This is a genomic window from Microbacterium sp. SORGH_AS_0421, from assembly GCF_030818635.1.
In the GTDB taxonomy this organism is placed as follows: Bacteria; Actinomycetota; Actinomycetes; order Actinomycetales; family Microbacteriaceae; genus Microbacterium.
Genome location: NZ_JAUTAO010000001.1, coordinates 85,489 through 103,686, shown reverse-complemented (window position 1 = coordinate 103,686; position 18,198 = coordinate 85,489). Strand labels below are relative to the sequence as shown.

The following is an 18,198-nucleotide window of genomic DNA, read 5'->3' as shown; positions in this document are numbered from 1 at the left end:
GCTCCGCTATACGCGGGTATAGCTTTGGGCTATGGCAAAGCGCGCGAGTGGCATCACGCTGCAGCAGATGCAGTACTTCATCGAGGTGGCGGCGGAAGGATCCATCAGCGCCGCGGCCGACCTGCTCTACGTCGCGCAGCCCACCATGTCGGCCGCGATGCGCGATCTCGAGACGCGGGTGGGCCGGGACCTGTTGACCCGCTCTGCGCGCGGCGTCACCCTGACCGTCGACGGGGTCGAGTTCCTCGGCTACGCCCGGCAGGTGGTGGAGCAGGCCGAGCTGCTCGAGCAGCGCTACCTCGGTCGACCGCCCTCACGACGCCTGCTGGGCGTCTCGGCCCAGCACTACTCGTTCGTCGTCGACGCGTTCGTGCGGATGGTGAAGGCGACGGATGCCGCGGAGTACGAGTTCTCGCTGCGCGAGACCCGCACCTTCGACATCATCGAAGACGTCCGGACGCTGCGCAGCGAGCTCGGCATCCTGTTCCGCAACGACTTCAACCGGAACGTGCTCGACAAGCTGCTGCGGGACTCGGGGCTCGCCTTCCACCCGCTCTTCCGCGCCGAGCCGCACATCTTCGTCTCTCGACGCAATCCGCTCGCCGGTCGCGAGCGCGCGACTCTGGACGACCTGGCGGACCTCCCGCGTCTCACCTTCGACCAGGGCGCGAACAACTCGTTCTACTTCGCCGAGGAGATCCTCTCGACCCTCTCCAGCAGGCAGGAGATCCGGGTCTCCGACCGCGCGACGATCTTCAACCTCATGATCGGTCTCGACGGATACACGATCTCCACCGGCATCATCAGCGACGACCTCGACCCCGAGATCGTCGCGGTCCCCCTCGACGTCGACGAGCGGATCGAGATCGGCTGGATCGGGCGGACCGCCATCCCCCTCACCGAACAGGCGCAGCGGTACCTGGGCGAGGTGCGCGATGTCGTGGCGGGGTTCGGGGTGGAACTGCTGGATTGAACGCCCGCGGACGCCGAGAGGCGACGACTCCCGAAGGAGCCGCCGCCTCTCGGGATCGCTCAGCTCGCGCGGGTGCGCGGGCGACGCATCGCCCAGCCGGCCGCTCCGGCGACCAGCAACATCGCTCCGAGCAGGGCGACACCGAACGGAGCCTGAGCCCCGGTCGCGGCGAGGGTGCCCTTCGCGGAGACCGTGACGGGCAGCCGCGCGATCTCCGACCCGTCGGCGGCCCACACCACGATGTGGTGCTGGCCCGTCGGGAGCGACGGGGGGATGCGCACGTCGAAGCTCACGCGTCCGTTCGCGTCCGCGACGGGGATCCCCGTGATGCGGATCGGATCGCTGCGCAGCTCGGCCGTGACCTGCTCGCCGGGGGCGAGACCGCTCACGCTCACGCGCACGACGCCACCACGCTCGACCGCGTTGACCGACGACATGGCCGTGCGCGGCGTCGCGGTGCCCGCCGTCGGCGAGCCGGTACCGCCCGCGGTGGGCGAGGCGGTGCCCGACGGGCCGGGGCCCGCCGTTGCGGTCGGCTGCGGGCCGGCGGTCTCGGTGGGTTCCGGGCTCGCGGTTCCCGTGGGCTCCGGGCTCGGCGCATCGGTGCGGACGACGGCGACCGTGTAGGTCGTCTTCGTCCGGTGATCCTGCGCGTAGGCCTCGAGGGCGAGCGTCGGGGTGCCCTCGCCGAGGGCCACCGTGCGCACCTTCGTGTCGTCGATGAGGATGCCGTTCGCGAAGACCAGCCCGCTCGGAACGGCCGGGTCGGCGTCGAACGTCACCTCCGTGCGACCCTTCGGCACACTCAGCGTGTATGCGGTCGTGGTCCCGTCGAAGGCGGGCGAGAGCGTTCCCCCGTCGAACGACAGATCCGTCAGCGCCGACGCCGTCGCGAAGGCGGTCTGCGTCGCCGTGAACACGCCGTACACGCCACCGACGAAGCTCGATCCGTTGCTCTGGAACCGCACCGTGACGACGGGGATCTTCTTTCCCTCGGCATCCAGCACGTAGCCCCCGTTGGCATCCTTCTTGTACCGGTCCTTCGCCTCGGTGTCGGACAGGAACGACGCGGGGATCTCGTCGTATTGCACGTACCACTGGTCCGCTCCTGCGGCGTTCGTGATCCGCTCGCTCTTGAGCTTCTGATCGTTCACGTAGACGTCGAAGGTGCGTCCGTCGTCGCCGCCGTAATAGCGCACGCCGAGGTAGTTCTTCGGCGCCGAGGGGTCGATCTGCAGGTCGTACTGGAAGAACGCCGCGGGGTTCGCCTGCGCGTCGCGATAGCCCATGCCCCGCCACACGCCGACCTGCGAGAGGTTGGTCTTGTAGCTCTTTCCCGCCTCGCTGTTGTTGTTGTCGAACGAGACCAGCGAGTCGACCGTGGTCTCGTCGATGCGCAGCTGCTCCTTCTCTTTGCGGATCATCGCCTGAGCGGCGGCGGAGTCGGGCTCGATGAGGTTCATGTACAGGCCGTAACGGACGTTGTACATGCTGTAATACGGCTCGAATGTCAGGGCGGCTGCGGCGCTGTCGACGTTCTTCAGGCCGAACCGCATCACCGACCGATCGTTGTTGTCGAGACCGTTCTCCAGACGCACCAGGTTGGCGGCGATGTTCTTCTTGAAGTCATCGACGTTCGACACCAGCACGTTGTTGCTCACCGACTTGTCGGCCACGCTCATCTGCACCAGGATGCCGGCCTCGTACGAGGCGTCGACGTTCGTCGAACTGAGCGCCGTCGAGAGCACGATCGGGCCGTACCGGAAGGCCACCCAGTTCGGGTTGCCGGCGTCGGAGTCGACCGTGACGGAGGCGGGGAGGGTGTACACGAGCTTGTCGCCGGCGGATACCGGAACCACGAGGTACCCGTTCTCTCGGGCGACGTCGACGGTGTTGCCGTTCACCGTCAGCGTGGGGTTCGGCGACCAGTCCGGCACGCGCAGACGCAGGGTGGTCCCGCTGGCCAACGCGGTGCCGTCGAGCGACGCGACGGAGAACTCCACCACGTCGGTGTTCGGGACGTCCGCCGTCTGCGTCAGCTTCAGGTTCTGCTCGGGGGAGTCGAGCTCCGACGAGCGGAACATGTTGACCCACACCGAGGTGCCCTTGTGGAAGTAGATCGAGTCGCCGAGCTTCGTGAAGCTCTCGGTGGCGGTGCCGTGATCGCACCAGAACTCGTCCTCCTTCTTGCCGAAGACCTTGGCATAGCCCGCGGTCTGGGGCTGGAAGTACGTCATCATTCCCGTCTCGGGGTTCTGCGACGCGAGGATCGTGTTGATGTACGTGTTCTCGTAGTAGTCGGCGTACTTCACGTCGGGGGCGACGCGGAACAGCGCTCGCGTGAGCTTGAGCATGTTGTACTCGTTGCACCCCTCGACCGTGGAGTTCTCGCCGTAGCCGCTGGTGTTGCCGTTCGTGGCGAAGTCGTACAGGGTACCGGGCTGTTGGAAGTGCTCGGAGTAGCTGTTGCCGCCGCCCACGTAGGAATGGTCCTCGACCACCATCGCCCAGAAGTTGTCCGCCGCCTGTCGGTACATCCCGAGGTCGGCCTTCTCGGCGTCGCTGAGTCGGGCGTACAGCGTCGGGTCGTCGGTGAGGACCGTGTACCGCTTCAGCGCGCCGATCAGCTTCGGGATCGTCGTGTTCGCGTGCTTGCCGGCGAGGACGTCCTGACCCGCCGCGAGCTGGCGGAACAGCGTCGTCTCGTCGAAGTACTGGGCGGCCTTCTTGTGGTTCTCATCCATCGAGATGCTGTAGAGGTCGTACAGGGCTTCGTTCATTCCGCCGTACTCGGTGTTGAGCAGTTCACCGGGGTTGGCCTGACGCGATCCCCAGGTGTTCAGCCAGGTTCCGAACTTCTCGGCCACGGTGAGCGCCTCGTCTCCGACCGCCTCGGGCGCGTATTGGTGCGCCTTGAGGAGTCCGGCCAGCACCTTGTGCAGGTTGTAGAACGGCACGATCAAGCCGTCGCGACCGCCGGGCAGGTACGACACCGGGAACGGTGAGACGTAGCCGGCGTTGTCGGGGTCGTTCTGCGCGTAGGCGTCCTGTGCCGCTTTGAGCCCGTCGACCGCCGTCGTGAGCTTCTCGAGCAGCTGCGCCTTGCGTGCGGCATCCGTCTCCGTGGCGTACGCCTGCGACAGCGCGGAGAGGAAGTGGCCGAAGAAGTGCCCCTGGAAGCGCGCGCCGGTGGTGCGCTCCCATCCGCCGTAGGGCTGGGCCGTGGTCGGAATGCCCGAGAGCTGGTCGAAGGAGTAGAGGAAGCGCTTCGGATCGAGGGTCAGCAGCCAATCGACCATCTTCGTGTGGCTGTTCTGCAGGTAGGGGTCTGCGACGAAGACCTCGTTGAGATCGGTGTCGTCGACGTACAGCGAGGCGGTCGATCCCTCCGCCGGCACCGTGACCGTGAACGTCTTCGTCCGGGCGGTGCTGCCGCCGTAGGTGGCGCTGGCCGTCAAGGTGACGGAAGAATCCGCCCCCTGCGGGCGGACGACCGCGGCCTGTCCGGCCTGGACGGCGATGACGTCGGCGTTCGACGAGGTCCACGACAGCTCGGATCCGTTCGCCGTCGAGGTCGGCACACCGAAGTCTGCGGTCGCGGTCGTGGGGACCGACACGGAGTCGAGGCCCTTCTGCGCGATGGTCGAGGGGTCGAAGGTGGGGTCGTTCTGCCGCTGGAGGGCGACGACGTCCGACGTGGTGGCGACGGCGTCGTAGAGCGTGTAGTCGTCGAGGGCGCCCTGGCTGTACGCGCCGTTGTGGACGACTCCGTTGAAGCCGATCGTCTTCTCGACATCCGTGGTGCCGAGCACGCCCGAGGCGTTCGGGCCCACCGGGACGACGACCGTCGAGGTCTGCTTCTCGCCGTTGCGGTAGAACGACACCGCCTTGGTGGTCTTGTCGTAGGTGACGACGACGTGCGTCCAGGCGTCGCTCGGGAAGAACGCATCCCGCGTGCCGGTCACCGCGACCTTGTAGGGCTGGTTGTTCCCGGGCCCCACGGAGAGCGCGAGCGGGGTATTGGGTCCTTCAGAGGTCAGGTACCACCCGTCGGTGAACCACTCGCGCTTGTTCCAGGTGAACACCTGTTCGGCATCGCCCATGCTCCCGTCGGGTTTGAACCAGAAGGAGGCGGTGAGGTTCTCGGGCTGCAGGGAGGGGGACGTTCCCAGGCCCAGCGCGTCATCTCCCGAGAGCTTCAGCGCCCGACCATCGATTCCCGCGGTGTACTCGGCCGCCCCTCGGATCATGGAGGTGGGGTTCCCGCGGGGGCCGCTGTCGGCGATCGAGTCGTCGAAGGGGAGGTCGAGGATCTTCGAGCCGTCGAGCCCGGTGTCCGCCGAAGCGACGAGCGGCGTCGTGAGCGCCACCGCCCCGCTCGCGACCATGAGGGCCACGGCACCGAGCGCGACCGATTTTCGGATACGGGACATGCTGTTCCTTCCTGCGGCATCGCAGAACGAGGAAGTCGGGCGTGCGGCGGAAGGCGTCGAGGCCTTTCACGAAAGGGGGCCGGACCTCCTGGCGGAGCGTCATTGCGCGGCGACGTCTTCGTCGCCTGAGGTGATGTTAGCGCTCACAGATCGGGCCGAAAGAGCTATCTCGGACACAGTTACCTGATCGTGACGGCAATTCGTCCATTCATCGCGTCGTCAGATGAGAAACCGATGAGAAGGATCTCCGCGCCCTTCCTGCCGGCTCGGGAATGCGTTTACTGTCTCAGGACGCGACACCGACGTCGCGGACCATTCGAAGGAGAGTGACCATGCAGCACGCATCCCCCCGTCCCCGTGCCCTCGTTCAGCGCATCGTCGTCGCGGCCGCAGCGCTCGCCGCCGTCATCGCCCCCTTGGCGGCGACCTCGACACCTGCCGAGGCGGCCGGGCGCATGACCTACACGCTCTATACCGAGGCGAACCCCACGGCCGACCAGGCCGATGCGTACGACCGCATCCGAGCGGCGATGGATGCCGCGGTCTCGCGCTACAACGAGTTCAGCGACTTCGACCGGCACTTGAACGTCTACTACGTCCCCGGGGTCCCCACCGCCGAGGCGAGCATCGACGGGACGATCCGGTTCGGCGAGAATCGCGGCTTCATGCAGGAGCGCACGGCGCTCCACGAGATCTCGCACACCGTCGGCAACGGCACCGCCAACGCCTGGTACGCGATGTGCCAGAACGGGCAGTGGACCGGCCCCAACGGCAACGCGAAGCTGGCCGAGTTCGATGGAGCCGGGGCCGTGCTCAACTGCGGAGGATCGCACATCTGGCCCTACGGCCTGAACTACGACAACGAGATGTCCGATCTCAACGCCGACCGGCACGTCCAGCTGATCTGGGCGATGATCGCCGACGGCATGTGAGTCCCGGGTCGAGCGTCGCCTGGCGGCCCCTCCCGCCGGGCGACGCTCGACCTCAGGCGCACCAATCGGGCCGCGTGCCCGAGAGCTGCGTCTCGATCTCGCCCGACTCGGCGTCGACGATGCGCGTCGAGCGGCCCACGCGGTCGGCGCGTGCGGGATACCCGTCGATCGGCGCCGCCTCGGGTGCGCTTCCGACAGCGAGGTGTCGGCCGCTCGGTGAGGCACACACCTCCTGGAGACGTTCGCCGCTCCCCGCGACGGCGAGCAGGACCTCCGACCCCTCTGCCGTCGACCGTGTGATCTCCTGGCCGGTCCACGTGAGGACGGACGTGGGGGAGAGCACGAGACTGCCGAGCGTCGAGGTGGCCGCGGGGGCCCCGGTGACATCCGTCACCGAACCGTTCGTCAGATCCAGGACCGAGGTCGCGGCATCCGACGACACCACGACCGACGTCGTCCCCGGGAGGATGCCGCGCAGATCGCCGAGCTGGCCGAGTGCCCGCGGCGGAGCGACCCCCGTCCCATCCACGAGGACGAGACTCCGGTCGGCGGCCTGCGCCACCAGGTAGGCGCTACCGGGCACGAAGAACCACGCGTCGGTGCGCAGCGGCATCCCGTCTATGCCGTGCACGGCGCGCGGCGCGGAGTCGTCCGCCGCCGGGTCGGTCAGAAAGAGCGTGTTCGTGTACTCCGTCGTCCCATCGGCGGAGGGACCGGTGAAGACGTACCCGACTCGACCGGCGTCGGCGGATGCACGAAGGAGTCGGATGTCGCCTCGGCCCGGCACGGGAAGGGTGGCTTCGACACCCGCATCGTCGACCGTCTGCAGACGCGCGCCTCCCTCCGGGGCGAGCACGAGCGCCACGACCCCGTCCGGAGTGTCGGCGTATTCCTGGATGCGCGGTGCCGACAGCAGAGTGGTCTCCGTCCCGCGTGACAGGTCGTGACGGACGACGCGGTCCGGTGTGTCGTCGACCCGGTCGAACGCCCCGCCCCGCTCGAGGACGGTGACCGTGTTCGAGGGCGTCGTGAAGGTGTACTCCACCGCGCTCGTGGCGCCCGTGGCCCGTGATCGCAGACCCGGGGCGACGATGCGGTACGTCGTGTCGAAGTCGAGCAGGTCGGTGAAACGTACCCGGACCGAGGCGCCGTCGAGGTCGATGTCGGCGGGCGCCGCGGGTTCGATACGCAGCCCCTCCATCGAGGAGGAGTCGAGCGGTTGGTCTGTGCGCAGGGTGAGTGTCAGATCGCGTTGAGAGACGGTGAACGAGACATCGCCGGTGACGGCGCGCAGGCGGGGCCCGCGATCCAGGGCCACAGCCGCCATCGCGACGCTCGCGCCGACGAGGACGAGGACGACGATCGCCGCGACGACGAGGAAGCGGCGCCGCGTACGGCGGGGTTCACGAGAGGTAGGGATCATCGGGTTCGGGCACCTCCTCGATCGTGTCGGGACGGAGCACGGTCGCGCCGTCGTCGTCGGTGAAGGTTCCCGCGACACGGACCCAGGCGCCGGTCTCGACGCCCGCGGGCAGGGCGGAGCGCTCGATGCGGACCGCGAAGAGCTGGGCGTCGACCGTGCAGCAGGTGACCGCATAGCGGCCGATCCGCGCGGTGTCGGTTGCGGCGTCGAGAAGGACGAAGCCGGTCACGTCGGCCTGCTGCCCCACGAGATCGGATGCCGTGGACCCGGCGCCGAGGATGGTGGCCCAGTCTCGCAGCGAGAACCTCGTGGGATCGCTTCCCACCAGTGAGGGCGCCGCGACATCGCCTCCGCCGCTGGTGGCGGCGGTGCTCGTGAGTGCGCGCTCGGCGCTCAGCACGGCCGGCGGCGCGACGAGCAGGGCGAGGGCAGCGACGACGACGAGGGTCCCGCTCACGGCGGTGGCGAGAAGACCGCGGCGAGGCGCGTGGTCATGGCCGTGATCGTCGTGCTCCGGCGCTCGCCGCGCGAGCGAGAACCACACGGCCAGAGCGAACAGGGCCGCTCCCACCAGCGTGAGGACGACGGTGAATACCACGTACCGCGGGTGGATGTACAGCGTCAGGTCGCCCCGGGCGGCGAGGGCGAGGGTGCAGAGCACGCCGATGCCGCACAGAATGAGCCCGGTCCACCGGGAGAGGAACTCAGACAACGAGGTTCACCGCCAGGCCGATCGTCACGGCACCAAGGGCGACGAGAAGGGTGAGCCCCGCCAGCGCGCGCACGCGGAAGGTCGTGGACAGCATCGCGAGCATCTTCACGTCGATCATCGGCCCGAACACGAGGAAGGCGACGAGCGCTCCCGGCGAGAAGGACGACGCCAGGGAGAGGGCGAAGAACGCATCGACGTTGGAGCAGATCGCGATCACGAAGGCGAGCACCATCAGCGCCAGGATGCCGACCACGGGGTGCCCGCCGATCCCGGTGAGCGTCTCGCGAGACATCGCGACCTGGATGATCCCCGCGATCGCCGCGCCGAAGAAGAGCGCCGGCAGCATCGCCGAGACCTCGTCGCGGAACATCCCGGCTGCTCGCGCAAGAGAGGCCCGTCGGCGGGCGGAGGGCGCGGCGGCGCAGGTCGCCGCCCACGCGGGGGCGAGAAGGCGCTCCGGTTCCGGGTGCAGGCTCACCACCCACCCGACGAGGTTCGCGATGACGAACCCGCCCAGCAGCCGCGACACCAGGATGCCGTCGTCCCATCCGAACGCCTGATAGGTCGTGATGAGGGTCACCGGGTTCACGATCGGAGCGGCCAGCAGGAACGTCACCGAGTCGGCGACCGAGAACCCCCGCAGCATCAGCCCGCGCGCCAGGGGCACGTTGCCGCACTCGCAGACGGGGAGCACCACTCCCAGCAGCGACAGCACGGCGCGGCGGGCTACGCCCCGGCGGGGGATCACGGCATCCATGATTCTCGTCGGCACCCACAGCTGCACCGCGATCGAGATCACCACGCCCAGGAAGACGAACGGCAGGGACTCGATCACCACGCTCGCGGCGAGGGTGACCCCATCCGACAGCGCGCTGGGCAGGGGAGTGTCGGCGCCGATGGTGACGAGTCGCACGGCCGCGGCGGCGACCACCACCGCCGCGATGACGAGCAGGGGGCGTCCGAAGGGCCTCCGCCCCGGCTCGGCCGGGGCGGAGACAGCCGGGGACGTGCGGTTGCTCAGCTGCCCCGAGGGGGCTCTGCTCATGACAGCCGTCGGCGGCGCAGCGCCCGCACCGCGACCCCGGCCAGAAGTGCTCCCGCGCCCAGCAGACCCGCCGCGAGCGCCACGTCGGCGCCGGTCTTCGCAAGCGACCCGGCGGCGACGACCTCGACGCCGAGGCGACTGAAGACGGCTCCGTCGGCGCGTGCGATCTCGAGGGTGTGTGCGCCCGTGGCGAAGTCGGCGGGGACGACGACGCGGAAGGCCACGCGACCGGAGGCATCGGCCACCGGAATGCCGGCGATCGGCAGCGGAGTGCTGCGCAGGACGGCGGAGATCTGCTCGCCGGGGTTCAGCCCCGTCACGGTCACGTCGAACGACTGGCCCTGCGCGACGCGCGTCGCGCTCGCGGTGGCGACCGGGCCGGAAGCGCCGGGCGAGGGCTGTGCGGTGGGCTCCGGGGAGGGCGAGGGGCCGCCCGCGGGCACGACCGTGACGGTCATCGTCACCGTGCGCAGGGCCGGCAGCACCTGCTCGTCCTTGCTCATGTCGAGCACGGGTCGATCACCGGCGGCCCAGTGGACGCGTCCGATGCGGGTGTCGCGGCCGTTGCCGGCGACGCCGTCGCCCCAGGTGTGGAAGACGTAGAGCTCGTTCCCGTCGTCGTCGGTGGTGACCGCTCCGTGGCCGGGGCCCTGGGGGTAGGTGAGGTAGTCCCACACCCCCTCGGGCATCGGCACGCTCTTCATCAACGGGGTGTTGTACTTGTGCCAGCTGTCGATGTCCATGAGATCGCTGTCGAGATCGGCCCAGACGCCGCCGACGACGTAGCGCGGGCTCACGCCGTCGCTGGAGTAGATCAGGTAGATCCTGCCGTCGCGTTCCATCGCGAACGACCCCTCGGCCAGGCGCAGCTCCCACGAGAGCGACGGCGAGATCACGGGCTTCGCCTCGCCGACGATCCGGGTGGGGTCGGCGGGGTCGACCTTCGCGATCCACGTGAGCGGGTCGCCGAAGCCGGGGGAGGTGAAACGCTGCGACCACGTGTAGTACGCCTGCCCGTTCGCCTCGAAGTACGTCATGTCGAGGCTGATGTTGCTGTGACCCTCGCGGCCCAGGGCCGTCCCGTCGGCTTCCAGGACCGCGGCGGGCTTCGACCAGTCCGCGGGGTCGGCGGGGTCGCCGCCGTCGCGGAGCTGCATGATGTGCGACTGCACGGTGCGCCAGTCGGCGCCGTCGTTGGCCTGCGCGTCGCCCGAGTTGAAGCACGGCGAGAACAGGATCGACAGCTTCCCGCCGATCTCGTGGATCTCGGGTGCCCAGTAGCACCCGGCGATCGTTCGACCGTCGGTGGTGGTGTCGCGCCGTGTCCAACGGTTCAACAGGTCGACCTCGCGCTGGGCTCCGCCGGCGGCATCGGAGAGTCCGTCGAAGGTGTCGGAGACGCGGATGGGCAGGTGGGCCGAGGCGATGTTGTTGTTGTTCGTGTCGTCGGTCGCGATGAACAGATACTGCGTCTTGCCCCCGCGCTCGTAACGGTAGATGGTCGGGTCGGCGCGGTTGGCCGCGAAGGGAACGCTGTAGTCCTTCTGCCGGACGGTGCCCGTGACGGTGACGGTGCCCGACGTGGCCGCCCGGGCCGCCGCGAGCTCGTCCGTGTTCCAATCGACGGGGAGGGTCGCGGTCGACCCGTCGCTGTACGAGAGGTCGGCGCGCGTGCGATCGAGGTCTTCGCCGGCGCCCGCCGCGATCGTGGCGGGAGCGACCGTCACCGCCGTGTTGACGACGCGGTCGTAGCGTTCGGCGAGGGCCGTCGTGATCGTCCCGCTGACGGGCAGGATGCCGCCGGGCTCCGCGTTGGCGACGCGTTCGGCGAACGATCCCCAGCCGGGGTCCGCGACCCCGATGGGGGAGCCGACGACGACGTCGCCGCGGTTTCCGGCGGAGACGACGCGGCTGCGTGTGCCGTCGTCCTCGGGGTTGAAGGGGTCGGCAACCTGCTCGGTGCGGGCGAGGTCGGTCACGGTCGTGTATCGGGCGGTGCCCGAGGCGTCGGTCCACGACACGAGGTAGCGCTGCTGGGCCGAGTCCCACACGGCGCGCGGAGAGACGACCCCGTCGGTCGTGCCGAGGTCGATGGTGCCGAGCTCGGCGAACTGCGAACCCCGATCATCCTCGGCGCGGAACACGAGCGCTCCGCTCTGGGCCGTGGCATCCCGTGCTCCCGACATCTCGACGCGGGTGGCGAGGAAGCCGAGTCGGCCGTCGGAGAAGAAGAACGGCGAGGGGGAGCCGATGCCGCGTTGCTCGACGTTGTCGAGACCGACGTGCTCGCCGCGGGCGAAGACCACACCGTAGTTGTTCTGCAGGGGCTGCGCGGTGTCGGCCGACGTGCCGACCGCGAGGTGGATGCTCCGCGCGACGGTGTCCTGATTCGCGTCGTGGTCGTTGGTGGGTGTGCGGGTGTACGCGACGAGGCTCTGCGCCGTGGCGGGATCGAGCACGGTCACCGTGAAGGTCTTCGAGAAGGTGGTCGTGCCCCAGGCTGCGGCCGCGGTGACTTCCGCGGTTCGGTCGCCGGAGCCCGGGTTCACGAGCGCCCCGTTCGAGACGGCCGCGCCGCTCCAGCGCAGGTCCACGCCCGCGACGCTCGGAAGGGAGGTCCCGGATGCCACGACCGGCGGCACGACGAGCGAGGCGCTCAACCGCGCCGAGAGGTCGGCTGCGGAATCGGCTCGCACGGTCACCTGCACGGGTGCGCCGATCGCTGTCGCCCCGGCGAAGGCGGCGGTCGGCGTCAGCGTGACGGTAGCGTCCGACAAGCCCGGCGCGGGCCGCGTCACCCGGCCGTCGGGTGAGACGACGTCGGGGTCGCTCGACGCCCAGGACAGGGTCGAACCACCGCTGCCGACGCGGGGAAGCGCGAGATCCGAGACGACGTCGGAGGTGTCGCCGAGCTCGACGGCGGTTGCGTCGGCTCGCGCGATCGCTTCTGCCGCGGGGGCCGCGATCTCGCGGATCTGTTCGGTGCCGAGCGCTCGGCGATCCACGCGGACGTCGTCGATCGCCCCCGCGAAGAAAGGGTCTCCGGGGTAGAGCGACTTGCCGATCAGCCCCGAGAACAGCGACGATCCCACGGTCGCGGCACCGGTCGCCGTCGTCGCGGTGGAGGCCACGGCTTCGCCGTCGACGTAGGTGGTGACGCGCTGTCCCGACTGCAGGGAGACCGCGATGTGGCTCCACCGGCTCGATGCGGCGGGGCCGTTACCGGTCGCCCGCTGCTCGGTGCCGGACTTGACGGCTCCGATCAGGTTTCCTCCGCAGCGCGGGGTGGCGAACAGGTATCGCTCGTTCGAGCTGCCGAGGCTGTAGGCCCACGAGCACTCCTGCCCGCCCGACCACCGCATCCACGCCGAGATCGTGACGTCGCCCGTCGTCGTATCCGTCAGGCCTGGAGCGATCTCCACGAAAGCCGCCCCGGACGTCGACGAACCGCCCGGCAGCGCCAGCGCACGGTCGGAGCCGCCACGCGGGCCGGTGACGATGTTCGCGCCGGCACCGCGCACCGTTCCGGCGTGGGCACCCGCGGCATCCGGGATCTGCGCTCCCGCGGCGATGGGTCCGGTGGGAAGGGCGTCGAAGTCGTAGACGAGTGCGGCGGCGGGAGCCTCCGCCTGGGCCGGAGCGATGCCGGTGACCAGTCCGGTCCCGACCAGGGCGACGGCGAGGGCGAAGGCGGCAGGACGACGTGAACGCATGCGGGGGAGCCTTTCGGGCGTACGGCGAAGCGTCTCGTCCGGGTCGCCAGCGAGGCGACCGGACCGCACGTCGTCGTGGCGGTCCGGGCCGGTAATGCGGTTTCCGGCCTGGGTCGCGACCGACATTAAACAATGAGCGCGGGTAAGCGCAAGGCACATGTGAACCTTCACGTCGTGACCTCATCGATGCTTGACCGCCGCACGAGCGCCTTGTACGGTGCTTCTGAGTGTGAGCGCTAACACAGCGCCGACTCGAAAAGTCAGCAGAGCTGCTGTCCTTTCGTATTCGGTGAACGGCGCCGCATCGCCCGCCCGTCCCCGCATCCGAACGGAGCGTCCTGCCCATGCGCGTCCCCCGTCTCCTCGCCGCCACCGCCGTCGCCGCGGTCGCCGCGTCGACGTTCGTCACGGTCCCCGCGGCTTCGGCCGCGGCCGTGCCCGAGCCCGGCCTGCACTACACCTTCGACACCCTGAGCGGCACCCTCGGCGCCGGGGCGGCGATCCCCGACACCGGCACGCGGTCGCCACGCGCAGACGGCGTGGTTCAGAACGGCGGCATCACGATCGTTCCGGGCGTCACGGGCGCTGCGAACGACAAGGCCATCCGCCTCTCGGGCGGTCGCAACGACGCCGATGCGGTCGCCCCGTACGTGACGCTGCCGAACGACGTCGTCGCCTCCACCGATACAGCCCTGACCGTGAGCCTCTGGACGAAGTGGGAGGGCGCGGGCAACGGCTCGTGCCAGCTCGCTTTCGGTCTCGGCCGTTCGACGACGAAGAACGTCCTGGCCTCGACGAGCTGCAACGGCACCTATGGGGCGGTGTCGGACGGTTCCGGCGAGCGTCGCGTCGGCAACGGCGGATCGGCCCTGCCGGTGGGGCAGTGGGCGAACGTCACCCTCGTCTTCCAGCCCGGGCAGCGGCTCACCTACTACGTCAACGGGCAGCTCGACGGCGCGGATGCCGATCTCACCGGCATCACGCAGACGATCGACGCCGCACTCGGTCAGAACGGCGTGGGCGGCTATCTCGGGCGCTCGTTCTGGGACGACCCCTACTACGTCGGGGCGATCGACGACGTCCGCATCTGGAACACCGCTCTGTCGGCCGACGACATGCGCTCCGTCGGAGCAGACGGATACCGCGCCGTGCTGGCATCCGACTCCGTGTCCCTCGGCGACACCTCGAGCGTCGATCGGAATCTGCAGCTGCCGGTCAGCACCGAGGCTGGCTCTTCGGTCTCGTGGGCGACGAGCGACGCGGCCGTGGTGGCCGCCGACGGCACCGTCACGCGTCCTTCCGCGAGCGTCGGCGACACGACCGTGCAGCTCACCCCCACCCTCACCCTCGGCGGTCAGACGCGCGTCGCCTCCCCCATCGCGGTGACGGTGCGCGCGCTGTCGGCCACGGAGCAGGACGAGGCCGTCCGCCAGGTCGCCGACGCCCTGCCCTCGCAGGCGGGGCTCTCCGGTGACGTGCGCGGATCGATCACTCTTCCCGACACGGGCGCAGATCTGAAGCGCACGTTCTCGTCGGCGCAAGCCGGTGACGTCGAGATCTCGTGGTCGTCCTCGAACACCGCGGTCGTCACCGACACCGACTCGGGCGTCTCGCCCGACGTCGTGGAGAAGGGCCGCGTCACGCGTGGTGACAGCGACACGGCGGTGACACTCACCGCGACTCTGCGCCTGGGTGAGGCGACCAGGACCGTGCAGCTCCCGATCACCGTTCTCGCCGCGTCCGAGCACACACGCGAAGACGACGAGGCGTACATGTTCGTGTACTTCCGCGACAACACGATCGACGGCGAGAAGATCCGCTTCGCCGTCTCCGAGGGAAACGACGCGCTCAACTGGCGCACGCTGAACAACGCCAACCCCGTCCTCGAATCCACCCAGGGCGACATGGGCCTGCGCGATCCGTTCGTGCTGCGCTCCAAAGAGGGCGACCGGTTCTTCCTCCTCGCCACCGACCTGTCGGCCGCGCGCAAGGGCTTCCCGACCGACAACGGCAGCCGCTACCTCGAGATCTGGGAGTCGACCGACCTCGTCAATTGGGGCGAGCAGCGTCACATCGAGGTCTCACCTCCCAGCGCGGGCATGACCTGGGCGCCCGAAGCGCACTACGACCCGACCATCGACGCCTACGTCGTGTACTGGTCGTCGCGCCTGTTCCTCGATGACGCGCACACGCAGGAGGACGGCAACGGTCCGCAGATCCTCATGTCCACCACGCGCGACTTCGTGACCTTCACGCCCGCCGTTCCGTACATCAAGTCGGGCGACATCGAGGGGCTGCGCAAGACCAACGCCGGCCTCATCGACACGACCATCATGGAGCGCGACGGCACGTACTACCGCTTCACGAAGGGCACCGAGCAGACCGCCTGCCGCCCCGACATCGTGGCCGAGAAGGGCACCGACCTGCGGGCCCCGTCGACCTCGGGGGAGTGGAAGAAGTTCGACACCTGCCTTTCGGCGAACGCCGGCCTGCCCGAGACCGAGGGTCCCTCGGCCTTCCGCTCGAACCCCGGCGACATCAACGGTGACCGCAACTACGTGCTCGTCGACTGGTACGGCGGCGTCGGGTATATCCCCCTGTACACCGAGTCGCTGGAAGACGGGAAGGTCGACTGGAAGGTTCCCGCGAAGTACTCGCTGCCGCCCTCCCCGCGCCACGGCGTGGCCTTCGGCATCACCCGCGAGGAGCGCGACCGCCTCATCGCGAAGTACAACCCCGAGCAGCTCGTGACCTCGGTCGAGCCGTTGTCGTTCGACGTGGCCCCCGGCACCACCTCGGTGGCTCTGCCGGCGACGGTGAAGGCCGCCCGCTCCGCGGGCGCGATCGACATCGGCGTCACGTGGGAACAGCAGGATCTTTCGGCCCTGAAGGCTCCGGGCGACAGCGTGCAGATCCGCGGAGCGCTCGACGACGGCTCCGTGACCCCGGCGATCGCCACCGTGACCGCGGTGGGTGGCTCGGTGGCATCCACCTCTCTCTCGATCGGCTACGACTCGCGTGCGCTCGCCGTCGGGGCGATCACGTCGCTCACCGCTGCGGTGGCACCCGCGAACGCCGACCAGAGGGTGACCTGGACTTCGAGCGCCCCCGCGGTGGCCTCGGTCGACGTATCTGGGAAGGTGACCGCCGTGTCGGCCGGCACCTCGACCATCACGGCCGAGACGACCGACGGTCGCACGGCGACGCTGACGCTGACGGTGGTGAAGGCCGAGGCCGATCTGCTGCTGCGCTACAGCTTCGATGGAACGGATGCCACGACCGACGGCTCCCGCGTGACCGACGTCTCCGGACGCGGGCACGACGCCACGATCCGCGGCACGGGTGCCACGATCGCGGCGGGCGCACGGGACGCGGCCGGGGACTCTGCCCTGTCGTTCCCGGGCGGCCGCGCGGGCTCGAACGCGGCCTACGCGACGATCGCGGGAGACGTGGTGCCCGACGGCACGCGTGATCTCACGGTGTCGACGTGGATGAAGTGGGATGGCGCGGCCCCCTGCGAGTGGCCGCTGTCGCTCGGCTCGAGCACGACCAACTACCTCTTCACCAGCGCTGACTGCGGGGGCGTGGCCGCCGCGATCAAGTCGGGCTTCACCGAGAACAAGTCGGGCGCAGCGGCCCTGCCCACCGGTACGTGGGCGCAGGTCACCCTCGTGCTCACGGGCAAGAAGACCCTGGCCACGTACGTCAACGGCGCGAAGGTCGCCGAGATCGCCACGATCTTCGACGCCTCCGATCTCGAGGCATCCGGCGGGATCGGCGGCCTGCTGGCCAAGTCGCAGTACGGGGCGGACAGCTTCTACGGCGGCGACCTCGACGAGGTCCGGGTCTACGGACGGGCACTGGATGCCACCGAGGTCGGCACCCTGTTCACGAAGGGAACCCTGGTGACCGAGGTGACTCCCTCGCCGGAGCCGTCTCCCGACCCGTCGACCTCGCCGGACCCGTCGGTCTCTCCCTCGCCGAGCGCCTCCGCGCCCGGCCAGCCCTCGGCGTCGCAGACCCCGTCCGCGGGCCCGACGGCAACGGCGAGCTCGACGCGTGTCGAGCAGGGTGGGTCGTTCACGGTCTCGGTGACGGGGCTCGCGGCGGGCGAGCAGATCAGCGCAGTGCTCAACAGCCAGCCGTTGACGATCACCGGCATCCCGGCCGCGGACGCTCGCGGCGCGGTCACCTTCCGCGTCACGGTTCCCGCCGACTTCGCGACGGGCGCGCACACGCTGGTGATCACGCGCGCCGACGGCTCCACCCTCTCGCGCCTCGGCGTGCAGGTGGTCGCTGCCGGAACCCTCGCCCGTACCGGCGCCGAGCTGTCCTGGGGCCTCGGCCTGGGCGCGTTCGCGCTGATCGCGGCGGGCGCGGGGCTGGTGGTGCTGCGGCGTCGCTCGCGGGTGAGCTGATGGCTTGGTCGTGGGCCCCGTCATCAGGGCGGGGGCCCACGACCGCTGACGCTGAATCGGTGCGTGTGCCTCCGCCACCGCGGGGGAGCTTCGTCCCTAGACTCACGCCATGCTTACCTTTCTCGAGGCCGCGCCTCTTCTTGCAAACATGCAAACCACGGATAACTCCGGATCGACCGTCGGCGGTGCAATCGGCGGTGTCATCGGGTACATCCTGTTCGTCGCTGCCGTCTGGCCGCTCCTGAAGAAAGCCGGGCAGCCCGCATGGGTGGCACTGATTCCCGTCGTCGCCGCGTTCTTCATCGTCCGCGCCGCGGGTCTGTCCGCGTGGTGGACGCTGCTCTACCTGGTCCCCATCGTCAACATCGTCTTCGCCGTCATCGTCGCCCTACGACTGGGGCGAGCATTCGGCCACGGCGCTCTCTTCTCGATTTTCCTGCTCTGGCTTTTCCCGCTGATCGGATACTTCATCGTCAGCTACTCTCGCGACACCCATAACCCCGCCCGCATCTGAGATTGCCCCACACGCTTCGCGACGAGTTCGAATGC

9 protein-coding genes are annotated in these 18,198 nt (G+C 69.4%); 4 read left to right on the top strand and 5 right to left on the bottom strand.

Annotated elements, in window-relative coordinates; translation table 11 throughout:
* The first annotated feature begins 31 nt into the window (after positions 1–31).
* Entirely contained in the window at positions 32–973 is a 942-nt protein-coding gene (locus QE416_RS00495; RefSeq protein WP_267787669.1) for a LysR family transcriptional regulator, read from the top strand.
* Positions 974–1,032: 59 nt separating this feature from the next.
* Here the strand turns inward: QE416_RS00495 and QE416_RS00490 are convergent, their stop codons facing one another.
* Positions 1,033–5,406: a beta-L-arabinofuranosidase domain-containing protein gene (locus tag QE416_RS00490; protein ID WP_307312770.1), complete on the bottom strand. Its 4,374-nt coding sequence runs from the start codon at positions 5,404–5,406 to the stop codon at positions 1,033–1,035.
* A gap of 332 nt (positions 5,407–5,738) precedes the next feature.
* Between QE416_RS00490 and QE416_RS00485 the strand changes: the two genes are divergently transcribed.
* Positions 5,739–6,338 carry a hypothetical protein gene (locus QE416_RS00485; protein WP_210073697.1) on the top strand — a complete coding sequence of 200 codons (600 nt, stop codon included), beginning with the start codon at positions 5,739–5,741 and terminating at the stop codon, positions 6,336–6,338.
* A gap of 52 nt (positions 6,339–6,390) precedes the next feature.
* On the opposite strand, the gene QE416_RS00480 is transcribed toward QE416_RS00485, so the two are convergent.
* From QE416_RS00480 to QE416_RS00465, 4 genes are read right to left on the bottom strand one after another with little or no spacing between them, the layout of a single operon-like run.
* Positions 6,391–7,761: a hypothetical protein gene (locus tag QE416_RS00480; protein WP_307312769.1), complete on the bottom strand. Its 1,371-nt coding sequence runs from the start codon at positions 7,759–7,761 to the stop codon at positions 6,391–6,393.
* The gene (locus QE416_RS00475) at positions 7,742–8,473 is read right to left on the bottom strand and encodes a TIGR03943 family protein (protein WP_307312768.1); all 732 of its coding nucleotides are present in this window, start codon (positions 8,471–8,473) and stop codon (positions 7,742–7,744) included. Before QE416_RS00475 ends, QE416_RS00480 begins: the two co-directional genes overlap by 20 nt.
* On the bottom strand, positions 8,466–9,518 hold the full coding sequence (locus QE416_RS00470; RefSeq protein ID WP_307312767.1) for a permease: 1,053 nt from the start codon (positions 9,516–9,518) through the stop codon (positions 8,466–8,468). The genes QE416_RS00475 and QE416_RS00470 overlap by 8 nt, the downstream gene beginning before the upstream one ends.
* Positions 9,515–13,231, bottom strand: coding sequence for a family 43 glycosylhydrolase (locus QE416_RS00465; RefSeq protein ID WP_307312766.1), 3,717 nt, complete (start codon positions 13,229–13,231; stop codon positions 9,515–9,517). The genes QE416_RS00470 and QE416_RS00465 overlap by 4 nt, the downstream gene beginning before the upstream one ends.
* Before the next feature lie 344 nt (positions 13,232–13,575).
* Between QE416_RS00465 and QE416_RS00460 the strand changes: the two genes are divergently transcribed.
* Together QE416_RS00460 and QE416_RS00455 are read left to right on the top strand one after the other, a co-directional pair.
* The gene (locus QE416_RS00460; protein WP_307312765.1) at positions 13,576–17,649 is read left to right on the top strand and encodes a LamG-like jellyroll fold domain-containing protein; all 4,074 of its coding nucleotides are present in this window, start codon (positions 13,576–13,578) and stop codon (positions 17,647–17,649) included.
* Positions 17,650–17,797: 148 nt separating this feature from the next.
* The gene (locus tag QE416_RS00455; RefSeq protein ID WP_307312764.1) at positions 17,798–18,163 is read left to right on the top strand and encodes a DUF5684 domain-containing protein; all 366 of its coding nucleotides are present in this window, start codon (positions 17,798–17,800) and stop codon (positions 18,161–18,163) included.
* Positions 18,164–18,198: the final 35 nt, after the last annotated feature.